The sequence below is a fragment of the Sagittula stellata E-37 genome (assembly GCF_039724765.1).
GTDB classification, from domain to species: Bacteria; Pseudomonadota; Alphaproteobacteria; order Rhodobacterales; family Rhodobacteraceae; genus Sagittula; species Sagittula stellata.
Window position 1 is genome coordinate 57,327 of the sequence record NZ_CP155732.1, and the last position, 14,795, is coordinate 72,121.

At 65.5% G+C, this 14,795-nt stretch carries 14 protein-coding genes; 5 read left to right on the forward strand and 9 right to left on the reverse strand.

What is annotated here, in order from left to right; genetic code table 11:
* Window positions 1–14: 14 nt before the first annotated feature.
* The 5 genes from ABFK29_RS24550 to ABFK29_RS24570 form a co-directional block, all read right to left on the reverse strand.
* On the reverse strand, window positions 15–2,273 hold the full coding sequence (locus tag ABFK29_RS24550; RefSeq protein ID WP_005863986.1) for a PAS domain-containing hybrid sensor histidine kinase/response regulator: 2,259 nt from the start codon (window positions 2,271–2,273) through the stop codon (window positions 15–17).
* Window positions 2,270–3,436: an FIST N-terminal domain-containing protein gene (locus tag ABFK29_RS24555; RefSeq protein WP_005863988.1), complete on the reverse strand. Its 1,167-nt coding sequence runs from the start codon at window positions 3,434–3,436 to the stop codon at window positions 2,270–2,272. Before ABFK29_RS24555 ends, ABFK29_RS24550 begins: the two co-directional genes overlap by 4 nt.
* A gap of 3 nt (window positions 3,437–3,439) precedes the next feature.
* Window positions 3,440–4,168, reverse strand: a complete 729-nt coding sequence (locus tag ABFK29_RS24560) for a response regulator (RefSeq protein WP_005863990.1) — start codon at window positions 4,166–4,168, stop codon at window positions 3,440–3,442.
* A 472-nt stretch (window positions 4,169–4,640) separates the two neighbouring features.
* Window positions 4,641–5,333, reverse strand: coding sequence for a response regulator transcription factor (locus ABFK29_RS24565; RefSeq protein WP_005863991.1), 693 nt, complete (start codon window positions 5,331–5,333; stop codon window positions 4,641–4,643).
* Window positions 5,334–5,342: 9 nt separating this feature from the next.
* Window positions 5,343–6,914 (reverse strand): sensor histidine kinase, encoded by a 1,572-nt coding sequence (locus ABFK29_RS24570; protein WP_005863993.1) that lies wholly within the window; start codon window positions 6,912–6,914, stop codon window positions 5,343–5,345.
* 165 nt (window positions 6,915–7,079) lie between these two features.
* Here ABFK29_RS24570 and ABFK29_RS24575 point away from each other — a divergent pair, with 165 nt between their 5' ends.
* The 5 genes from ABFK29_RS24575 (at window position 7,080) to ABFK29_RS24595 (ending at window position 10,677) form a co-directional block, all read left to right on the forward strand.
* The gene (locus ABFK29_RS24575; protein WP_005863995.1) at window positions 7,080–7,292 is read left to right on the forward strand and encodes a hypothetical protein; all 213 of its coding nucleotides are present in this window, start codon (window positions 7,080–7,082) and stop codon (window positions 7,290–7,292) included.
* Between the two features lie 181 nt (window positions 7,293–7,473).
* Entirely contained in the window at window positions 7,474–8,184 is a 711-nt protein-coding gene (locus ABFK29_RS24580; protein ID WP_005863997.1) for an ABC transporter permease, read from the forward strand.
* Complete coding sequence (locus tag ABFK29_RS24585) at window positions 8,177–8,920, forward strand: ATP-binding cassette domain-containing protein (RefSeq protein ID WP_050772499.1); 744 nt, start codon at window positions 8,177–8,179, stop codon at window positions 8,918–8,920. The genes ABFK29_RS24580 and ABFK29_RS24585 overlap by 8 nt, the downstream gene beginning before the upstream one ends.
* Before the next feature lie 27 nt (window positions 8,921–8,947).
* Complete coding sequence (locus ABFK29_RS24590) at window positions 8,948–9,769, forward strand: substrate-binding domain-containing protein (protein WP_005864001.1); 822 nt, start codon at window positions 8,948–8,950, stop codon at window positions 9,767–9,769.
* A 38-nt stretch (window positions 9,770–9,807) separates the two neighbouring features.
* The gene (locus tag ABFK29_RS24595; protein ID WP_005864004.1) at window positions 9,808–10,677 is read left to right on the forward strand and encodes a helix-turn-helix transcriptional regulator; all 870 of its coding nucleotides are present in this window, start codon (window positions 9,808–9,810) and stop codon (window positions 10,675–10,677) included.
* 125 nt (window positions 10,678–10,802) lie between these two features.
* Here the strand turns inward: ABFK29_RS24595 and ABFK29_RS24600 are convergent, their stop codons facing one another.
* From ABFK29_RS24600 to ABFK29_RS24615, 4 genes are read right to left on the reverse strand one after another with little or no spacing between them, the layout of a single operon-like run.
* A complete protein-coding gene (locus ABFK29_RS24600; RefSeq protein ID WP_005864006.1) occupies window positions 10,803–12,134 on the reverse strand; it encodes a sigma-54-dependent transcriptional regulator in 1,332 nt (443 codons plus the stop codon).
* Window position 12,135: 1 nt separating this feature from the next.
* The gene (locus ABFK29_RS24605) at window positions 12,136–12,264 is read right to left on the reverse strand and encodes a hypothetical protein (RefSeq protein ID WP_005864008.1); all 129 of its coding nucleotides are present in this window, start codon (window positions 12,262–12,264) and stop codon (window positions 12,136–12,138) included.
* Window positions 12,261–13,541: a c-type cytochrome gene (locus ABFK29_RS24610; RefSeq protein WP_005864010.1), complete on the reverse strand. Its 1,281-nt coding sequence runs from the start codon at window positions 13,539–13,541 to the stop codon at window positions 12,261–12,263. Before ABFK29_RS24610 ends, ABFK29_RS24605 begins: the two co-directional genes overlap by 4 nt.
* The gene (locus tag ABFK29_RS24615) at window positions 13,541–14,785 is read right to left on the reverse strand and encodes a formate dehydrogenase subunit gamma (RefSeq protein WP_415857474.1); all 1,245 of its coding nucleotides are present in this window, start codon (window positions 14,783–14,785) and stop codon (window positions 13,541–13,543) included. Before ABFK29_RS24615 ends, ABFK29_RS24610 begins: the two co-directional genes overlap by 1 nt.
* Window positions 14,786–14,795: the final 10 nt, after the last annotated feature.

A 14,795-nucleotide genomic window follows, 5' to 3' on the forward strand; every position in this document is an offset into this window, starting at 1 on the left:
GTCGAAATCCTCCCTCACCCGAGACTAGCTGCAGGCCCGGCCCTGTCATTGCCGACTTTCGGCTCGGTCCCTGTTGCCCCGCCCCGGATCTTCCAGTCGATCAGCGGGCGCAGGCGCGACACCTGCACCGGCTTCGTCATGACGGAAAAGTCCTGTTCGGCGCCTGCCCGCAGCAGCCGGTCGCGCCGGTCGGCGGTGATCATGATCGCGGGAACAAGCGTGCCGAATTCGGCCCTGACCCGCGCGATGGTCGACAGGCCGGTGTCGTCGCCGTCCAGCTGATAGTCCACCAGCATGATGTCGGGCGGGATGCCCATGTCGCGCAGGTGGCCGATCGCCTCCTCCGTAGAGCGCGCGCCCAGCACGCTGGCGCCCCAGGTCTCAAGTGTCTGGCACGTCGCGAACAGCACGTTCTCATCGTTCTCCACCACCAGTGCGATGAAGCCCTCAAGACTTTCTTCGCTTTGCGGCGGTACCTTGGGAGCGGACAGCGCCGTATCGGCTTCGACCACGTCGAACTCGATACAGAACTTCGACCCGACGCCCACCTCGGACGACATCCACAGGCGATGGCCGAGGTGTCGGCAGGTGCGCTCCACGATGGACAGGCCCAGCCCGACACCCGACCCGACAGGCACGTTGCCCGCGCGGGCGAACTCCTCGAAGATGCGGCACTGGTCCTCCGGCCCGATGCCGATGCCCGTGTCCAGCACCTGAAGCTCGATCTTGTCCCCCCGCCTGCGGCACCCCAGCACGACCTTGCCGCCCGGCTCGGTGTACTGGATCGCGTTCACCACCAGGTTCTGGATCGAGCGCAACAGGTACACCGGATCGGACCTGACCCAGCACATGCAGGGCACCATGCGAAGCGCCACGTTCCGCTTCTGCGCCAGCGGCATCTGGTCCTCAAAGATCGTTTGCATGATCTGGCCAAGACAAAGCGTCGTCGGATGCACCGTGTCGTGGTCGGCGCTGTCCAGCCGCGAAATGTCCAGAAGCGCGTGCAGAAGCTGTTCGATAGAGGTGAACGCCCCTTTAAGCCGGTCCACCATGGGCTCGTGAACCGATCCGGCCGAGTTCGTTTGCAGGGTGGCGATCAGCAGTTTGGCGGCGTTGATCGGTTGCAGCAGGTCATGGCTGGCTGCGGCCAGGAAGCGCGTCTTGGACGAGACCGCCGCCTCGGCCCGTTCCTTGGCGACGCGCAGCTCTTCCTCGACGCGGGCCTTTTCCTCGTATTGCTGGGTGAGGCGTGCATTGGTTTCGGTCAGTTCGCGGGTGCGTTCCAGCACGCGTTTTTCCAGCGTCTCGGTGGCCCGGATCTCAAGCGTCACGTCCTTCAGTTCCACGAGGAAGCCGCCATCCGGCAAACGGTTGCCCTGCAGGTCGAACACCTGCCCGGTGCGGCTGCGCACCTGCCGCCGCAGCCGTCCCTGCCGCAAGAGCTGCCTCCGCCATTCGTCCACCTGGAGCAGCGAATGGTCCGCGATGAAGCCCCGTATCGACATGAGCTGCAGCAGCCGCGCCATGTTCATGCCCTTCCGCAACACCGTCATCGGCAGCCCGGTCAGCTTTCGGAATTGCTGGTTGTGCATCACCACGTCGCCGTTGGCCGAAAAGCTGCACACCCCGCTGGTCATGTTCTCGAACACCGCTTGCAGGTAGTCGGCCTGCCGGTCGATCAGGTGTTCCTTTTCACTCCGGTTCTGGCGGACCACGGCGGTGATGTCGCTCAGCAGCAGAACGGTGTTGTCCATCGACGTGCGCTGCGTGGAAAGCTGGTAGAAACGGTCCTCGGTCACCTCGATGACCATGGAGGCACCGGGCAGCGGTCCGTCTTTCGCGCCGATCTGGCGGTCGGTGGAGATCACGAAGCGGCTTTGCGCCAAAAGTTCGAAGTACTCCGGCAGTGGCAGCCCCGGCACGATCCGGTCCGATACGTCCGGCAGCAGATGCTGAAACAGGTCGTTGCAGATGCCAAGCTGGCCCTCTGTGAACAGGGCAAAGCCCTCGCCCATGGCGGCCAGCGCCTCGTCCAGATTGCGCCGCGTGCGTTCGCGCTCGAAACGGGTGGTCTCAAGCTCGTCGGCGGCGCGTTCCAGATCCCGGGTCTTGGCCGCCACCTGCGCCTGCAACTCGATGGCCGACTGGAAGGCGCTGTAGGCCGTCTGTCCGACATCGTTCTGCCGCATGGCCCGGCGCACCAGAGCCTCGATGATCCTGTCCTGCCGCAGAAGCTGGAGTTCGGGCGGTTCCAGCGGGTCGATCAGGTTCACGGCAGAAGGCTCCCCCTCGGACCGTAGAAGGCGACGCCCACGAAGGTCTGGTTCATGTGGAGCCCGCAGTGCTGTTCGCCATAGGTATTGAACCCAAGGACCTTGCGGCGCCGGAAGATCTCCGACACCTGTTCGTCCAGCTTCTTCTCCTCGATTTCAAGCTTCCGCAACACGCAGTCGAAGGCGAGGATGAAGTCAGGCTGCCGACCCATCGCATCGGTCAGGTTCAGTTCGGCCTCGAGCGTCTCGATGATTTCCTTGCCGCGGCCCATGACCATGATCAACCCATCGTCGATGGCGGCGAGGAAGGACAGCGTGTTGCCTTCCAGCACGTCGGCGATGGCCCGGACGTAATGCGCCTGCTTGTGGCAGACCAGCATCGGGTTCTCGGCAAAAACCTGCGGCGTCAGCTCTGCCACGGTGCAGCCGACGAGCCGGGCATATTCCTTGGCCGCCGGCGCTCCATTGATCTCCGTGACCAGCCGCTCTTCGGTGTTGGCCTCGGTGATGACCAACTCGTGGCCCTCGGGCAGGAAGTGGTCGAAGCTTACCCCCTGGAAATAAAGGTCTGTCTCGACCAGCAGGACCAGCGCGGCGTTATCGTGGAACCGGCCCTTGTGCAGGATCTGCGTCCGCTCGAAGGCCATGCCGTCGCCGGCCGACCCGCCGAACACCGGCACACCTTCCAGCACGCTTTCCAGCACCGACGCCAGCAGATCCTCCTGCTTCGACAACCCGTCGGCAAAGACCAGCGCCAGTCGGTTCCACCCTGCGGTATGGATGAACTTGCCGTTTTGGCGAGTCATCGTCTCGAAGATATGGGCGATGGACAGCGGCTTCAGCGGCGTGATCAGCGTGGACGCACAGCGAAAGTGTTCCTTGCGGAAGCCGATCAGCAGAAGCGCGTCGTTCTCGTACCCGAAGGGCGTGATCTGCCCCGCGGTGGTGCAGCCGAAGACCGGTACGCTTTCGAGCTCCTCGGCGAAAACCTCGGCCACCACATCGGAATCCATCGCTGCCGGAATCAGGGCAATGACGAAACACAGCTCATGCGCGCTGACATTCCGCGCGGCCTCTCGGGCTGCGCACGCCGGGTCCGCATTTTCGGACCGTCCAACGGTAACATAGGCCGGAAGATCCGGCCCGGTCTCATCGCGCGCCATGCTTCAGCGACACAGGAAGTTGCGCGCTTCCGGTTCCACCTCGACATCGGGCGCGACGGCCTTGTTGGCAGCCTCGACCATCAGCGCCGCCTGGGTCCGGTTGTTGACCCCCAGCCGCCGCAGAAGCGCCGTGATATGGGCCTTGACCGTCGCCTCGGCCAATTGAAGCTCATAGGCGATCTGCTTGTTCGGCTTGCCCGCGCAGATCAGCTTGATGACCTTCTTCTGCTGCGGTGTCAGTGCCGCCAGCTTGGCATTCATGTCGCTGCCATCGGCCTCCGACACCTCGGCCACAGGGTTCTGGCGGTACTCCATCGGAACATGCTTGCGACCGTTGGCGATCTCCTGAAGGGCGTGCTGAAGGTCCTCCACCGGCGTGTCCTTCGTCAGGAAGCCAGAGGCGCCCTCTTCCATCAGCGCGTGTACCAGCGCCCGGGAGGTCAGTGAGGAAATCACCAGGACCGGCGTGTCCGGCAGGCGCCCGCGCAATGTCACGAAACCGGAGATGCCCTGAACGTCGGGCAGTTTCAGGTCGAACATGACCAGATCGGGTGCAAAGCCGTCGTCCAGAACCTTTAAAGCGTGTTTGAGAGAACGCGCTTTCTCGAAGCGGCAGAGCGGGAACACCCCCTCCAGCGCCGAGGCCAACGCGTCACTGAATAGTGGATGGTCGTCCACAATCAGCACGGACGAAATCCCTTCGTCACGCGCTGCAACCTTGAAGTGTTGCATATCGAAGCCTCCCTGACGAAAGGCTAGACCACGCACACCGATTTGCAACAGTTTCCGCGCGAAAGAAGTTAGGCAGAGGCAACGCCGCGCGCAACAATGTTGCGAAGGCCTTTTTTGAAAGGCGCTAACGGGCGTCGCGCCGTTAGCGGAAAAACTCCGCCGCGCCGCAGAAAACAATGACAATTTTCAGCAGCGCCCCAAGAGACCCTCCCGAAGTGATTCGCGGACCGGTCCTTTGGGTCCCGAAAGCGCCGCACCTCGACGTCATCGCAAGGCGATACCGACAGGCGCAGGTGATCCGGGAGCACACCACACCAAAAAGGAGAGCTACGGCGCCCCGCGGCACACGAACGGAGCCGGTATGGGAGAGACGGTCCCGGACGGGGCCGCGAGGCGTCAGGAAGACAAGGGGCCCAAACGGACCCCGATGTCCGCACCCTGCCCCGCAGCAACCGGAAACGGAATTCTTAATTTATGAGAGGACTTGCGGCGCAATCCCTTCGATACAGAACCCCTTGTTCCGCACCGTGCGAATGCCGAACCCGAAATCCTGCCTGGCCAGCTTCTTGCGGACATAGCCGATGTAGACGTCGACGACGTTCTCGCTCCCCGGTGCATCCGCCGCGCCGTCAGCCCCCCAGAGCGCATCGAAGATGTCGCCCCGTGCCAGTGGCTCGGACCCCTGCCCCACCAGAAGCAACAGCAGGTCCGCTTCGCGCTCTGTCAACGTGACCTCGGCAGGTCCGAGACAAAGCAGCCGGATGGATTTCCGGAAGGTGGCGGGCTGAGGACGGCGCGCCTCCGCACGTTTCTCCTGCACGCGAAGCCGCGCCACCAGCTCGTCCAGCGAGAAGGGCTTGACGACGTAATCGTCGGCCCCGGCTTCCAGCCCTGCGGCGCGCTGCTCGACCTCGGACAGCGCGGACAGCATCAGGACCGGGACGTCCACTCCCGCGGCGCGCGCCTCCCGCACAAGGTCGATGCCGCTGTCCTCGCCCAGCATCACGTCGACGATCGCCGCGGAGAACCCGCCGCCCAGCAAGTGCGCCAGCGCGGTATCGGCCCGCATCTCGGTCTGGGCCTCGTACCCGTGAATTGCCATTCCCCGTGCAAGGGCGGAGGCAATGCCGGGGTCGTCGTCCACGATGAGAAGGCGCAAGGTCATCGCCGCACCCTACCCCTCTGCAACCGGCAAGCGAACCGAAACTTTCGTCCCCGGCGCGCGACCCAGCCGCTCCCCATCCGGCACCGGGCTTGTCACGGCAATCTCTCCGCCCTGCGCTTCGATCACCCACTTCGCCAGCGCAAGGCCAAGACCGAAGCCGGCGGAATCCTTCCGACCCTGTGCGAAGCGGTCAAAGATCCGGGACTGCGCCTCTGCCGGGATGCCGGGACCGTTGTCGATCACCGCCGCCGTGTCGCCTGCCGCCACAATCCGAACCTTGCCGCCGTCCCGCGCGTGGCGGATGGCGTTGCGCACCAGCCCGACCAGCACCTGCCGCAGCCAGTTCGGATCGGCAAGGACGGTGCCTTCCCCTGCCTCCGTTTCCAGCGTGATGCCGGCACTGCGGCACTCCGCCCCGACTTCATCGACCACCGCGCGCAGCGTTTCAGCCAAGGCGACCGGTCCCGGGTCCAGCGCCAGTTCGCCGCTGTCCGACCGCGCGACGCGCAGCAGATCGTCGATACGGCGATTGAGCCGAGCCGCCCGGCTTTCGATTGTACCGAAGATCTCCGCCCCGTCCGCAAGGGTCTGCCGCCCGATCTGTGCCTCCATCAGGATGACCGTCAACGGTGTGCGCAGCTCGTGGCTGACATCGGCAAAGAACCTGCGGCGCCGGGCATCCACGGCCTCGAGCTGGGCGTTGGCGGCGCGCAGCTCGGCGGTGCGCTGCGCGATCTCCTCCTCCAGCCGGCCCCACTCTGCCTGCACGTGGGCCTGTCGGGCAGCCAGCGCAGCGGCCATGCGGTTGGTTTCCGAAAAAAGCGCGCCGATCTCGTCGCCCCGCGTTTCCGGCAGCGCGACGTCGAAGTCCGCCTGCCCGATCCGCCGGGCGGTGCCGCGCAATTGTTCGAGCCGCCGGAACTGCGGACGGACCAGACCCAGCGTGAACCCCGCCACCATCAGAAGCGAGAGGACAACCATGGCTGCCGCCGCCCAGATCATCTGCCTTCGCAGCGTCTCGATCCCCTTGAGTGTCTCGCGGCGAAACATCGCCTCGCCATTGACCGCCTCGTTCAGGAGCGGGTCGAAACTGCTGGCGAAGGCGTCGATGTGGGCGCGCAGGACCGGCACGTCCTGACCGCCACGATCCAGCCCGGTCAACGTGGACCGAAGCTGCGCCTCCATCCGCGCCAGAGTGATCGACTGCGTCGCATGCCGCGACTGCCGGTCGATGCCGGAGGCCTCGGCTTCTCCGACCGCGCGTTCGAGATCGCTGCGGATCAGGATGAAGGTGGCGCCGATGTTCTCTGCCACCGGTTCAAGCCTTTGCATCCGCTCCTCGCGGGGCACCCCGCGCTGCACCGCCTCCGTGGCGATGACGAGGAAGGTGGACACCTGCGACGACAAGGTCCCGTAACGGGTCATCCGGGCTTCGGCGTTCAGGGCCGCCTGCATCCGGTCGCCCACCCGCTCCATCCCCAGAAACAGGGTCAGGGCGGTCATCAGGGTGACCGCGCTCAGCGCCACGGCACCGGCCGTCAGCCGCGCACGCAGCGACCAAGGCTGGCCAAAACGGGTCATTGCCCCAAATACGTGATGAAAAGGCGGGCAATCATGGCAGTACTGAGCATTCCTTGGGCTGTTTTTCCGGACAATTCGAGCCACCGCCCGGTCGGTTAACACTGTTTTCCCTTAGCGTGCGCATAGTGGAACTACGACTAAAGGATGTATTGATAGAGGCCCCCGATGATCGAACTGCTTTTCGTGACCTGCATGGCGGCAGCCCCCGGCGACATGGACATGTGCCGCGAGCGTAGCCTTGTGTTCACCGATGTCACCCCCATGGCCTGCATGATGGGCGCGCAACCGCAACTGGCGCGCTGGGTGAACGAGCACCCCAACGAACGGATCCAGAGCTGGAAATGCCGTGCCGTCGACCACTCCGAACGCGACGCGTGATCACTCAGCACAACAAGCGCTCCGCATAATCCTGCAAATCTTCCCAAACCGCTCACCCTCCCTGCCAATCTGTCCGCGCTCACCATAGCCCACAGCAGGCGCCCGGACATCGTTACCCTTGCCGCCCCGCCTGCCTGAAACCTAAAATGGCACGTGGGAAGACGGGAGGCGTGCGGAAATCATGCAGGACTTTGGGGAGGCATTCTCTCTGGCTTTCGGGCTGGTGCTGCATCCGTCCGCGGACCTGCTGGAAATCGTGCTTCTGTCGCTGCGCGTCAGCCTGACGGCCACCGCCCTCGCCTGCCTGTTCGGCCTGACGTTGGGCGCGGTGCTGGCCATCGCCCGCTTTCCCGGGCGCGCCGCCGTGCTGATCGTTCTCAACGCATTGATGGGCCTGCCGCCGGTTGTCGTGGGCCTGCTTGTCTATCTCGGTCTGTCCCGCGCCGGGCCGCTTGGCTTTCTTGGCCTGCTCTATACGCCCGCCGCGATGATCGTGGCACAGACCATCCTGATCACTCCCATCGTGGCCGCCTTGTCGCGGCAGGTGCTGGAAGATCTGCACGACGAATACCGCGACCAGTTCCGATCCCTGTGCCTGACGCGCCTGCAGGTGATTCAGGCGCTTCTCTGGGACGCACGCATCGCCCTGACGACAGTGGCGCTGGCCGGTTTCGGCCGTGCCGTGGCCGAGGTCGGTGCCGTGATGATCGTCGGCGGCAACATCGACCACCTGACCCGGGTCATGACCACGGCCATCGCGCTGGAGACGTCGAAGGGCGAGTTGGCGCTGGCACTGGCTCTCGGCATCGTGCTGATGGCCATCGCGCTTGGCGTCAACGCTCTGGTCCAGACGCTGCGGCTTTCGTCGGAAGGACAGCATGCCCATGCGTGATCTGACCGATCAGGACCTGAAGACACCGCAGGGGGCCGATGCGCCCCACCTGCGCCTCGATAACGTGACGGTTCGGCTTGGCGGTCGTCCCGTTCTGGACTGGCTCGACCTCTCGCTCGACGGCCCCGGACTGACGGTGATCCTTGGACCGAACGGTGCCGGTAAGAGCCAGCTGCTGAAGGTCATGCACGGTCTGACCGAGCCCGAAGAGGGCCATGTCACATGGAACGGCCGCCCGGCCAGGCAGGCCACGCGCGAGCAGGCCCTCGTTTTCCAGAAACCCATCCTGTTGCGCCGCTCTGTCGCTGCGAACATCGACTTCGTGCTGAAGGCGCGCGGGCTCGACAGGTCGAAATGCGCCACGCTGCTGAAACACGTGGGTCTGCTGGACAAGGCCCGCCAGCCGGCCCGCGCGCTGTCGGGCGGGGAGGCCCAGCGGCTTGCGCTGGCCCGCGCCCTCGCACTCGACCCAAAGGTGCTTTTCCTGGATGAGCCGACCGCGAGCCTCGACCCCGGCTCCGTCCTCGCCATCGAACGGATCATCCAGGGCGCCCATGATCGGGGCGTGAAGGTGATCCTCATCACCCACGACATCGGGCAAGCGCGGCGGCTCGCGGACGAGGTCGTGTTCCTGCACCGTGGCCGCGTTGCCGAACAGGCCTCTGCACATCACTTTTTTGCAACCCAGGGCAGCGCCGCTGCCCGCGACTTCCTGCAACACCGGATCGTCGTCTGAACTGACTTCATGACATAGGGAGAACTCATGAAACCCGTAAACTTCACGCTGGCCGCGCTGCTGGCGCTGGCTCCGTTCGCTGTGTCGGCAGAGGAATCGATCATCGTCCAGTCGACCACCTCCACCGCCAATTCGGGACTATACGACTACCTGCTGCCGCTGTTCTCGGACAAGACCGGCATCACGGTGAACGTTGTGGCCGTGGGCACCGGACAGGCGATCAAGAACGCCGCAAACTGCGACGGTGACGTGCTGCTGGTGCACGCCAAGCCCGCAGAGGAGAAATTCGTGGCCGACGGCGGCGGCACCTCGCGCACCGACCTGATGTACAACGACTTCGTCATCGTGGGCCCCGCCGGCGATCCGGCGGGCGTGGCCGGCACCTCGGACGTCGAAGCGGCCCTGAAGGCGATTGCCGACAAGGGCGCGATCTTCGCGTCGCGCGGGGACGATTCCGGCACCCACAAGAAAGAAAAAGCGCTGTGGCAGGCGGCCGGCGTCGATCCCGCAGCCGGGTCCGGCGACTGGTATCGCGAAACCGGGTCCGGCATGGGTGCGACACTGAACGCGGGCATCGGCATGGGCGCCTATGTGATGACCGACCGCGCCACCTGGATCAGCTTTGCCAACAAGCAGGACTACAAGATCGCGGTCGAAGGCGACGACGACCTGTTCAACCAGTACGGCGTGATCCCGGTGAACCCCGAGAAGTGCCCGGCGGTTAAGGTCGAAGCGGCCAAGGCGTTCTCGGACTGGCTGGTCTCGGACGAGGGGCAGAAGGCCATCGCCGGTTACACGGTGGACGGACAGCAGCTGTTCTTCCCCAATGCGCCCGAACAGGGTAGCTGAAGAGAGGGGCACGGTCTGCCCCGCAAAGGGGCAGAGCGATGCATGAGCCGGAATTCCTGACGGTCCCCGAACTGGCGGATCTGTTGCGGATCAAGGAACGCAAGGTCTACGACCTCGCCGCGTCCGGCGAGGTCCCCTGCACACGCGCCACCGGCAAGCTGCTTTTCCCGTCGATCGCCGTGCGCGACTGGCTGGAGGCGCATTCCTCCGGTCACGTCGTCAAGACGCCGAGGCCGCCGGTCGTTCTGGGCAGCCACGATCCGCTTCTGGACTGGGCGATCCGCGAAAGCCGCTGCGGTCTGGCAAGCTACTTCGACGGCTCCGCGGACGGGTTAGCGCGCTTCAACCGGCGCGAGGGCGTGGCCGCTGGTCTGCACCTGCACGACGCGGACGGTCGGGAGTGGAACATTCCCAGCGTGGCGCGCAGCTCTGCCAACCAGAACGCCGTGCTGGTGCGTTTCGCCACCCGCGCGCGCGGGCTGGTGTTGCGGCGCGATCTGACGGGCGTCAGCGGCATGCAGGACCTGGCCGGGCGACGCGTGGTGCCCCGGCAGGGCGGGTCGGGCAGCGACGTGCTGTTCCGCCAGCTGGCCGCAAAGGCGGGGCTGGACGCCGCCGCGCTGGACCTGGCCGAGGTCGCGCGGACGGAGACCGAGGCCGTGCAGGCCCTCTCCCGTGGCGACGCCGATGCAACGCTGGGGCTGGAAACCGTCGCACGGGATTTCGGCCTGCCCTTCGTGCCGCTGGTGGAGGAGCGCTTTGACCTGCTGGTAAACCGGCGGGCTTGGTTCGACACGCCGATGCAGCGGCTGATGGTCTTCTGCCAGTCGGAGGCCACGCTGGCCCGGGCGGAAAAGATGGGCGGTTACGATCTGACGGGACTGGGCACGGTGCGCTGGAACGCGTGAGCGGTTTCGCGGCGCTGACGCGCCCCGACCCGCCGGGGGACTTCGCCCCCCCGGACCCCCCGAGAGTATTTGGGAAGCAAAGAAGCATCGGGACGGGACCGGCTTCGGTCCAGTTGTTGCGGTGCCTAGCCGTCCCAAGCGGCGACGCGACGGTCGATGGTCTTGCGTGAGACACCGAGGCGGCGCGCGGCCTCGGCCCGGTTGCCGTCGCAAAGATCCAGCACGTGCAGGATGTGGCGCTGCATGACCTGTTCGAGGTTTTCGATGGCCCGTGCGCCGGTCACCCTGGCATCGCCGGAAAATTCCTGCGGGAACCGGCCGAGGATCACCGAGCGTTCGATCATGTTCTTCAGCTCGCGCACATTGCCCGGCCAGTTGTAGCGGCGCATCTTCAGCAGGGTGTCGGCGGAGAGTTCGAGCCCCGGCAGGCCCAGGACGCAGGCGAAGTGTTCCATGAAGTAGGCGGCGAGTTCGGTGATGTCCTCGCTGCGCTCGTTTAGGGGCGGCATGTGGATGCGCACGACGTTCATGCGGTGGTAGAGATCGGCCCGGAAGCGGCCCTGCGCCACCGCCGCGTCGAGGTCGGCATTGGTGGCGAAGAGCAGGCGAAGATTGAGGGGGAATTCCCGTTCGGCGCCGATGGGGCGGACACGCTGGTCCTCCAGCACGCGCAGGAGCGCGGCCTGCACCTGGATCGGCATCTGCGCCACCTCGTCGAGGAAAAGCGTGCCCCCGTCGGCCAGCAGGAAAAGACCCGGTTTCAGCGCCCCGTCCCCACCACCGTTGTCGCCGAAGAGCTCCTCGGCGATGCGGTCGGGGGTCACGGCGGCGCAGTTGACCGCGACGAAAGGCCGGTCCGCACGGTCGGACAGGGCATGAAGCTGGCGCGCGGCCAGTTCCTTGCCGGTGCCGCTCTCACCGGTGAACAGGACTGGCGTCGGCAGCGGCGCGAGTTTCTTCAGCATGGCGCGCACCTCGCCGAGCGTGTCGGAGGTGCCCAGCATCTTGACCCCATTGGAGTCGCTGTTGAGTTCGTGCCGCAGGAGCGTGTTGTCGCGGCGCAGGTACTTGCGGTCCAACGTGCGCGCAACGGCGCCCAGGATCTGGTTGGCGCGGAAGGGTTTGAGCACGAAGTCGGAGACACCGGCCCGCAGCGCGGCGATGGCGGTTTCGAGGTCGGCATAGGCGGTGATCAGGATGGTTTCGGCCATGAAGCCGAGCCGCTTCTGTTCGGTCACCCATTCCAGCCCGGTCTTGCGCGGCATCACGTTGTCGAGGATCACGAGGTCGAAGTGGTTCTCGTCCAGTTTCGCGGTCGCCTCTTCCGGCGAGGCGGCGAGGTCGATCCTTTTCACCCTGGGCTGCAACGTCTTGTAGAGGAAATTGCGCATGCCGGGTTCGTCGTCGATCACCAGGATCGACGCCCCCGCTAGGTCGCTGCCGTAGTCCTCTGCCACGTCAGTCGAGCCGGACGCTTTCGCCGGTCGTCTGGCGCGCTGCGGTGGTGTCGCCCAACGCCTCCAGCCCGTAGTGCGCCGCCACGCCGATCACGGCCACCGCGACAAATCCCATCAGCATTGCCTTCATTTGCCAGCCTCCTTGCCGGATGTGTCGTTGGCCGATTTCAGGAATGCGATGAGGTCGGCCCGGTCGTCCGCCCCCGCGATCACCTGCATCGGCATCTTGGAGCCGGGAATATAGTGATCCGGCCCCTGATCGAACAGCGCATCTATGGTGTCGTCCGTCCAGACGATGTCGGACCCGTCGAGCGTGTCGGAATAGGTGTAGCCCGGCACAGTGCCCGCCTGCCGTCCGAACACGCCGTGCAGCGTCGGCCCCGCCTTGCGCGACGGACCCGGCTCCAGCGCGTGGCAGATCGAGCATTTTCGCATGAATTGCCGTTCGCCGTTCGACATGGTCGCCGCGTCGCGCAGGAAGCTGCGGTCGCCGCTGATGCCCGGATCGAAGGCGTCGAGCGCCTCGACCGGCCAGCCGAAAGCCACATCGTCGAGGCCGCCGGCCCATATCCTTGTCCCGTCGTCCGAGAACGCCAGCGCCCAGACCGGCCCTTCGCGGGTGGCGCGGAAGTCGCGTGTGATCTGCCAATCGGCGGTGTCGACCATCATGATGTAGCCGTGGCCGTCGCCGACGGCGAGCTGATCGGTCCCGGCGTGGTAGGCCATGGCGAGGATCGGGCGGCGGTCGAGGGTGAAATCGGCGATCTGCCCGCCTTCGTGGTCGATCACGCGCGTCACCCCGTCGACCGCGCCGTAGGCGATCCAGTCAGGGGTCACGACGATCTCGTTGATGCCGAAGCCGTGGCTCACGATCTGGTCGGCGGTCTGCTCGATCAGGTCGTAACGCACAAGGAAGCCATTCGACGTCGCGGCCCAGAGGCGCGCCTTGTCGTCCATTGCAACGGCGTTCACCCCGCCGGGCGCGTCCAGGAACCGCCCGTCCGTATCGCCGGACAAAGACCAAAGCCCGACGGTCCCGTCCCAGCTGGCGCTGGCGACAAGGCGCGCGTCGGGGGACACGGCCAGCGCCGTGACCTTGCCCTTGTGGGTGCCGAGGACGCGGGACGTGCCGTCCTGGCCCCAAAGCCGAACGGTGAAGTCGTCCGCGCCGGAGATCACCGCGCCATCCGGCCCGAAGGCAACCGCGTTGACCGCCGCCTCGTGGCCTTCCTTCCAGTCGGGCACGCCACCGGTCCAGACACCGACGGAGTTGTCGAAGCTGGCGGTGACCACGCGGTCACCGGAGGCGGCGATGCCCATGATCGGGCCGCCGTGCCCCTTCAGGGTGGTGAACTCCTGCGCCCCTGCAGCCGAGGCACAAAGGCACAGGATGGCCAGCCAGCGCATCACTCCGCCGGGGTCGCCCGTTCGGGCGCCCTGCCCTCGCGCGCGGCTTCGCGTTCCTTCACCTTCTCGTACCAGATGGAGTGGTGCTGTTCGGCCCAGTTTTCGTCCACCTGGCCGGACCCCATGGCGTCGTAGGCGCCCTCCATCCCGATAGAGCCGATGTAGATGTGGCCGATGATGATCGCCATCAGGACAAAGGCAACGATGGCGTGCCAAAGCTGGGCAAGCTGCATCTCTTCCTGCGGAGCAAGTGCCACGGGCAGCGCGTCCATCCCGAAAAGGCCGGGAACACCGAGGTCGTTCAGCAGCAGGAAGGTCTTCGAGAACAGCGGCAGGTCGAAGGGGAACAGCAGCGAAAGCCCGGAAACGGAGATCGACGCACCGAACAGGATCACCGACCAGAAGATCAGCTTCTGACCCGCGTTGAACTTCTTCGCCGGGGGGTGCTTGTCGCCGACGATGCCGCCCGCCTGCTTGAACCAGATGATGTCCAGCTTGTTGGGAATGTTGTGCGCGACCCACAGGATGAAGACCAAGACGATCCCCAGCATGAAAGCCCAGCTCACGTTGTTGTGGATGTACTTCGACACGGTCAGCCATGTCGCGTTCGCGTCGTGGCCCAGAACCGGGATCAGGAACTTGCGCCCGAACAGAGTGAAAAGCCCGGTGAACGCCAGCAGCACGAAGGACCCGGCGGTCATCCAGTGCGTGAAGCGTTCGAAGGCGTGAAACCGGGTAACCGTCTTGCCGGTTTTGCCCCCCTCGATCCGGATACGGCCGCGGAACAGGAAAAACACGGCGAGAAGGCCGATGGTCCCAAGCAGCAGCCAGCCGCCATACGTGCGCAGCGGCCCGTCGCGCAGGCTCAGCCATCTCATGCCGCCGTCCTGCATCAGCACTTCGCCCACCGGCCGGTGCGTCGATACGGTCACGTCCGCCTTGTTGTAGCGCAGCGCGCGCCACAGGTCCGGATCGGACGAGGTGCCGAGCGGTGCGAGGTTCGGCGGCGGCACGGCATCGCCCCCGGTGTTGTTCGACCGGAAGTCGTCGTTGATCGGCAGGCCCTCCTGCCGCCGCAGGATGTCCTCCAGCGTCTGCGCGCCGCCGGTATCCTGCCGGGCCGCGGCCAGCTCTGCCTCGGTTTCGTCGATGCGCGGACCCGGTGCCATCCAGAACGAGAAGATCGTTATGGCCAGCAGCACGAGTATGAAGGCGACGAAGCCGCTCGAACGTTCAGTCGTCATGTCAAACCCC

What these genes read in the sequence shown, in the direction of transcription:
- ABFK29_RS24555 (WP_005863988.1), bottom strand. Translation starts at nt 3,436, where the DNA reads ATGGCGCGCGATGAGACCGGGCCGGATCTTCCGGCCTATGTTACCGTT.
- ABFK29_RS24560 (WP_005863990.1), bottom strand. Translation starts at nt 4,168, where the DNA reads ATGCAACACTTCAAGGTTGCAGCGCGTGACGAAGGGATTTCGTCCGTG.
- ABFK29_RS24565 (WP_005863991.1), bottom strand. Translation starts at nt 5,333, where the DNA reads ATGACCTTGCGCCTTCTCATCGTGGACGACGACCCCGGCATTGCCTCC.
- ABFK29_RS24570 (WP_005863993.1), bottom strand. Translation starts at nt 6,914, where the DNA reads ATGACCCGTTTTGGCCAGCCTTGGTCGCTGCGTGCGCGGCTGACGGCC.
- ABFK29_RS24575 (WP_005863995.1), top strand. Translation starts at nt 7,080, where the DNA reads ATGATCGAACTGCTTTTCGTGACCTGCATGGCGGCAGCCCCCGGCGAC.
- ABFK29_RS24580 (WP_005863997.1), top strand. Translation starts at nt 7,474, where the DNA reads ATGCAGGACTTTGGGGAGGCATTCTCTCTGGCTTTCGGGCTGGTGCTG.
- ABFK29_RS24585 (WP_050772499.1), top strand. Translation starts at nt 8,177, where the DNA reads ATGCGTGATCTGACCGATCAGGACCTGAAGACACCGCAGGGGGCCGAT.
- ABFK29_RS24590 (WP_005864001.1), top strand. Translation starts at nt 8,948, where the DNA reads ATGAAACCCGTAAACTTCACGCTGGCCGCGCTGCTGGCGCTGGCTCCG.
- ABFK29_RS24595 (WP_005864004.1), top strand. Translation starts at nt 9,808, where the DNA reads ATGCATGAGCCGGAATTCCTGACGGTCCCCGAACTGGCGGATCTGTTG.
- ABFK29_RS24605 (WP_005864008.1), bottom strand. Translation starts at nt 12,264, where the DNA reads ATGAAGGCAATGCTGATGGGATTTGTCGCGGTGGCCGTGATCGGCGTG.
- ABFK29_RS24610 (WP_005864010.1), bottom strand. Translation starts at nt 13,541, where the DNA reads ATGCGCTGGCTGGCCATCCTGTGCCTTTGTGCCTCGGCTGCAGGGGCG.
- ABFK29_RS24615 (WP_415857474.1), bottom strand. Translation starts at nt 14,785, where the DNA reads ATGACGACTGAACGTTCGAGCGGCTTCGTCGCCTTCATACTCGTGCTG.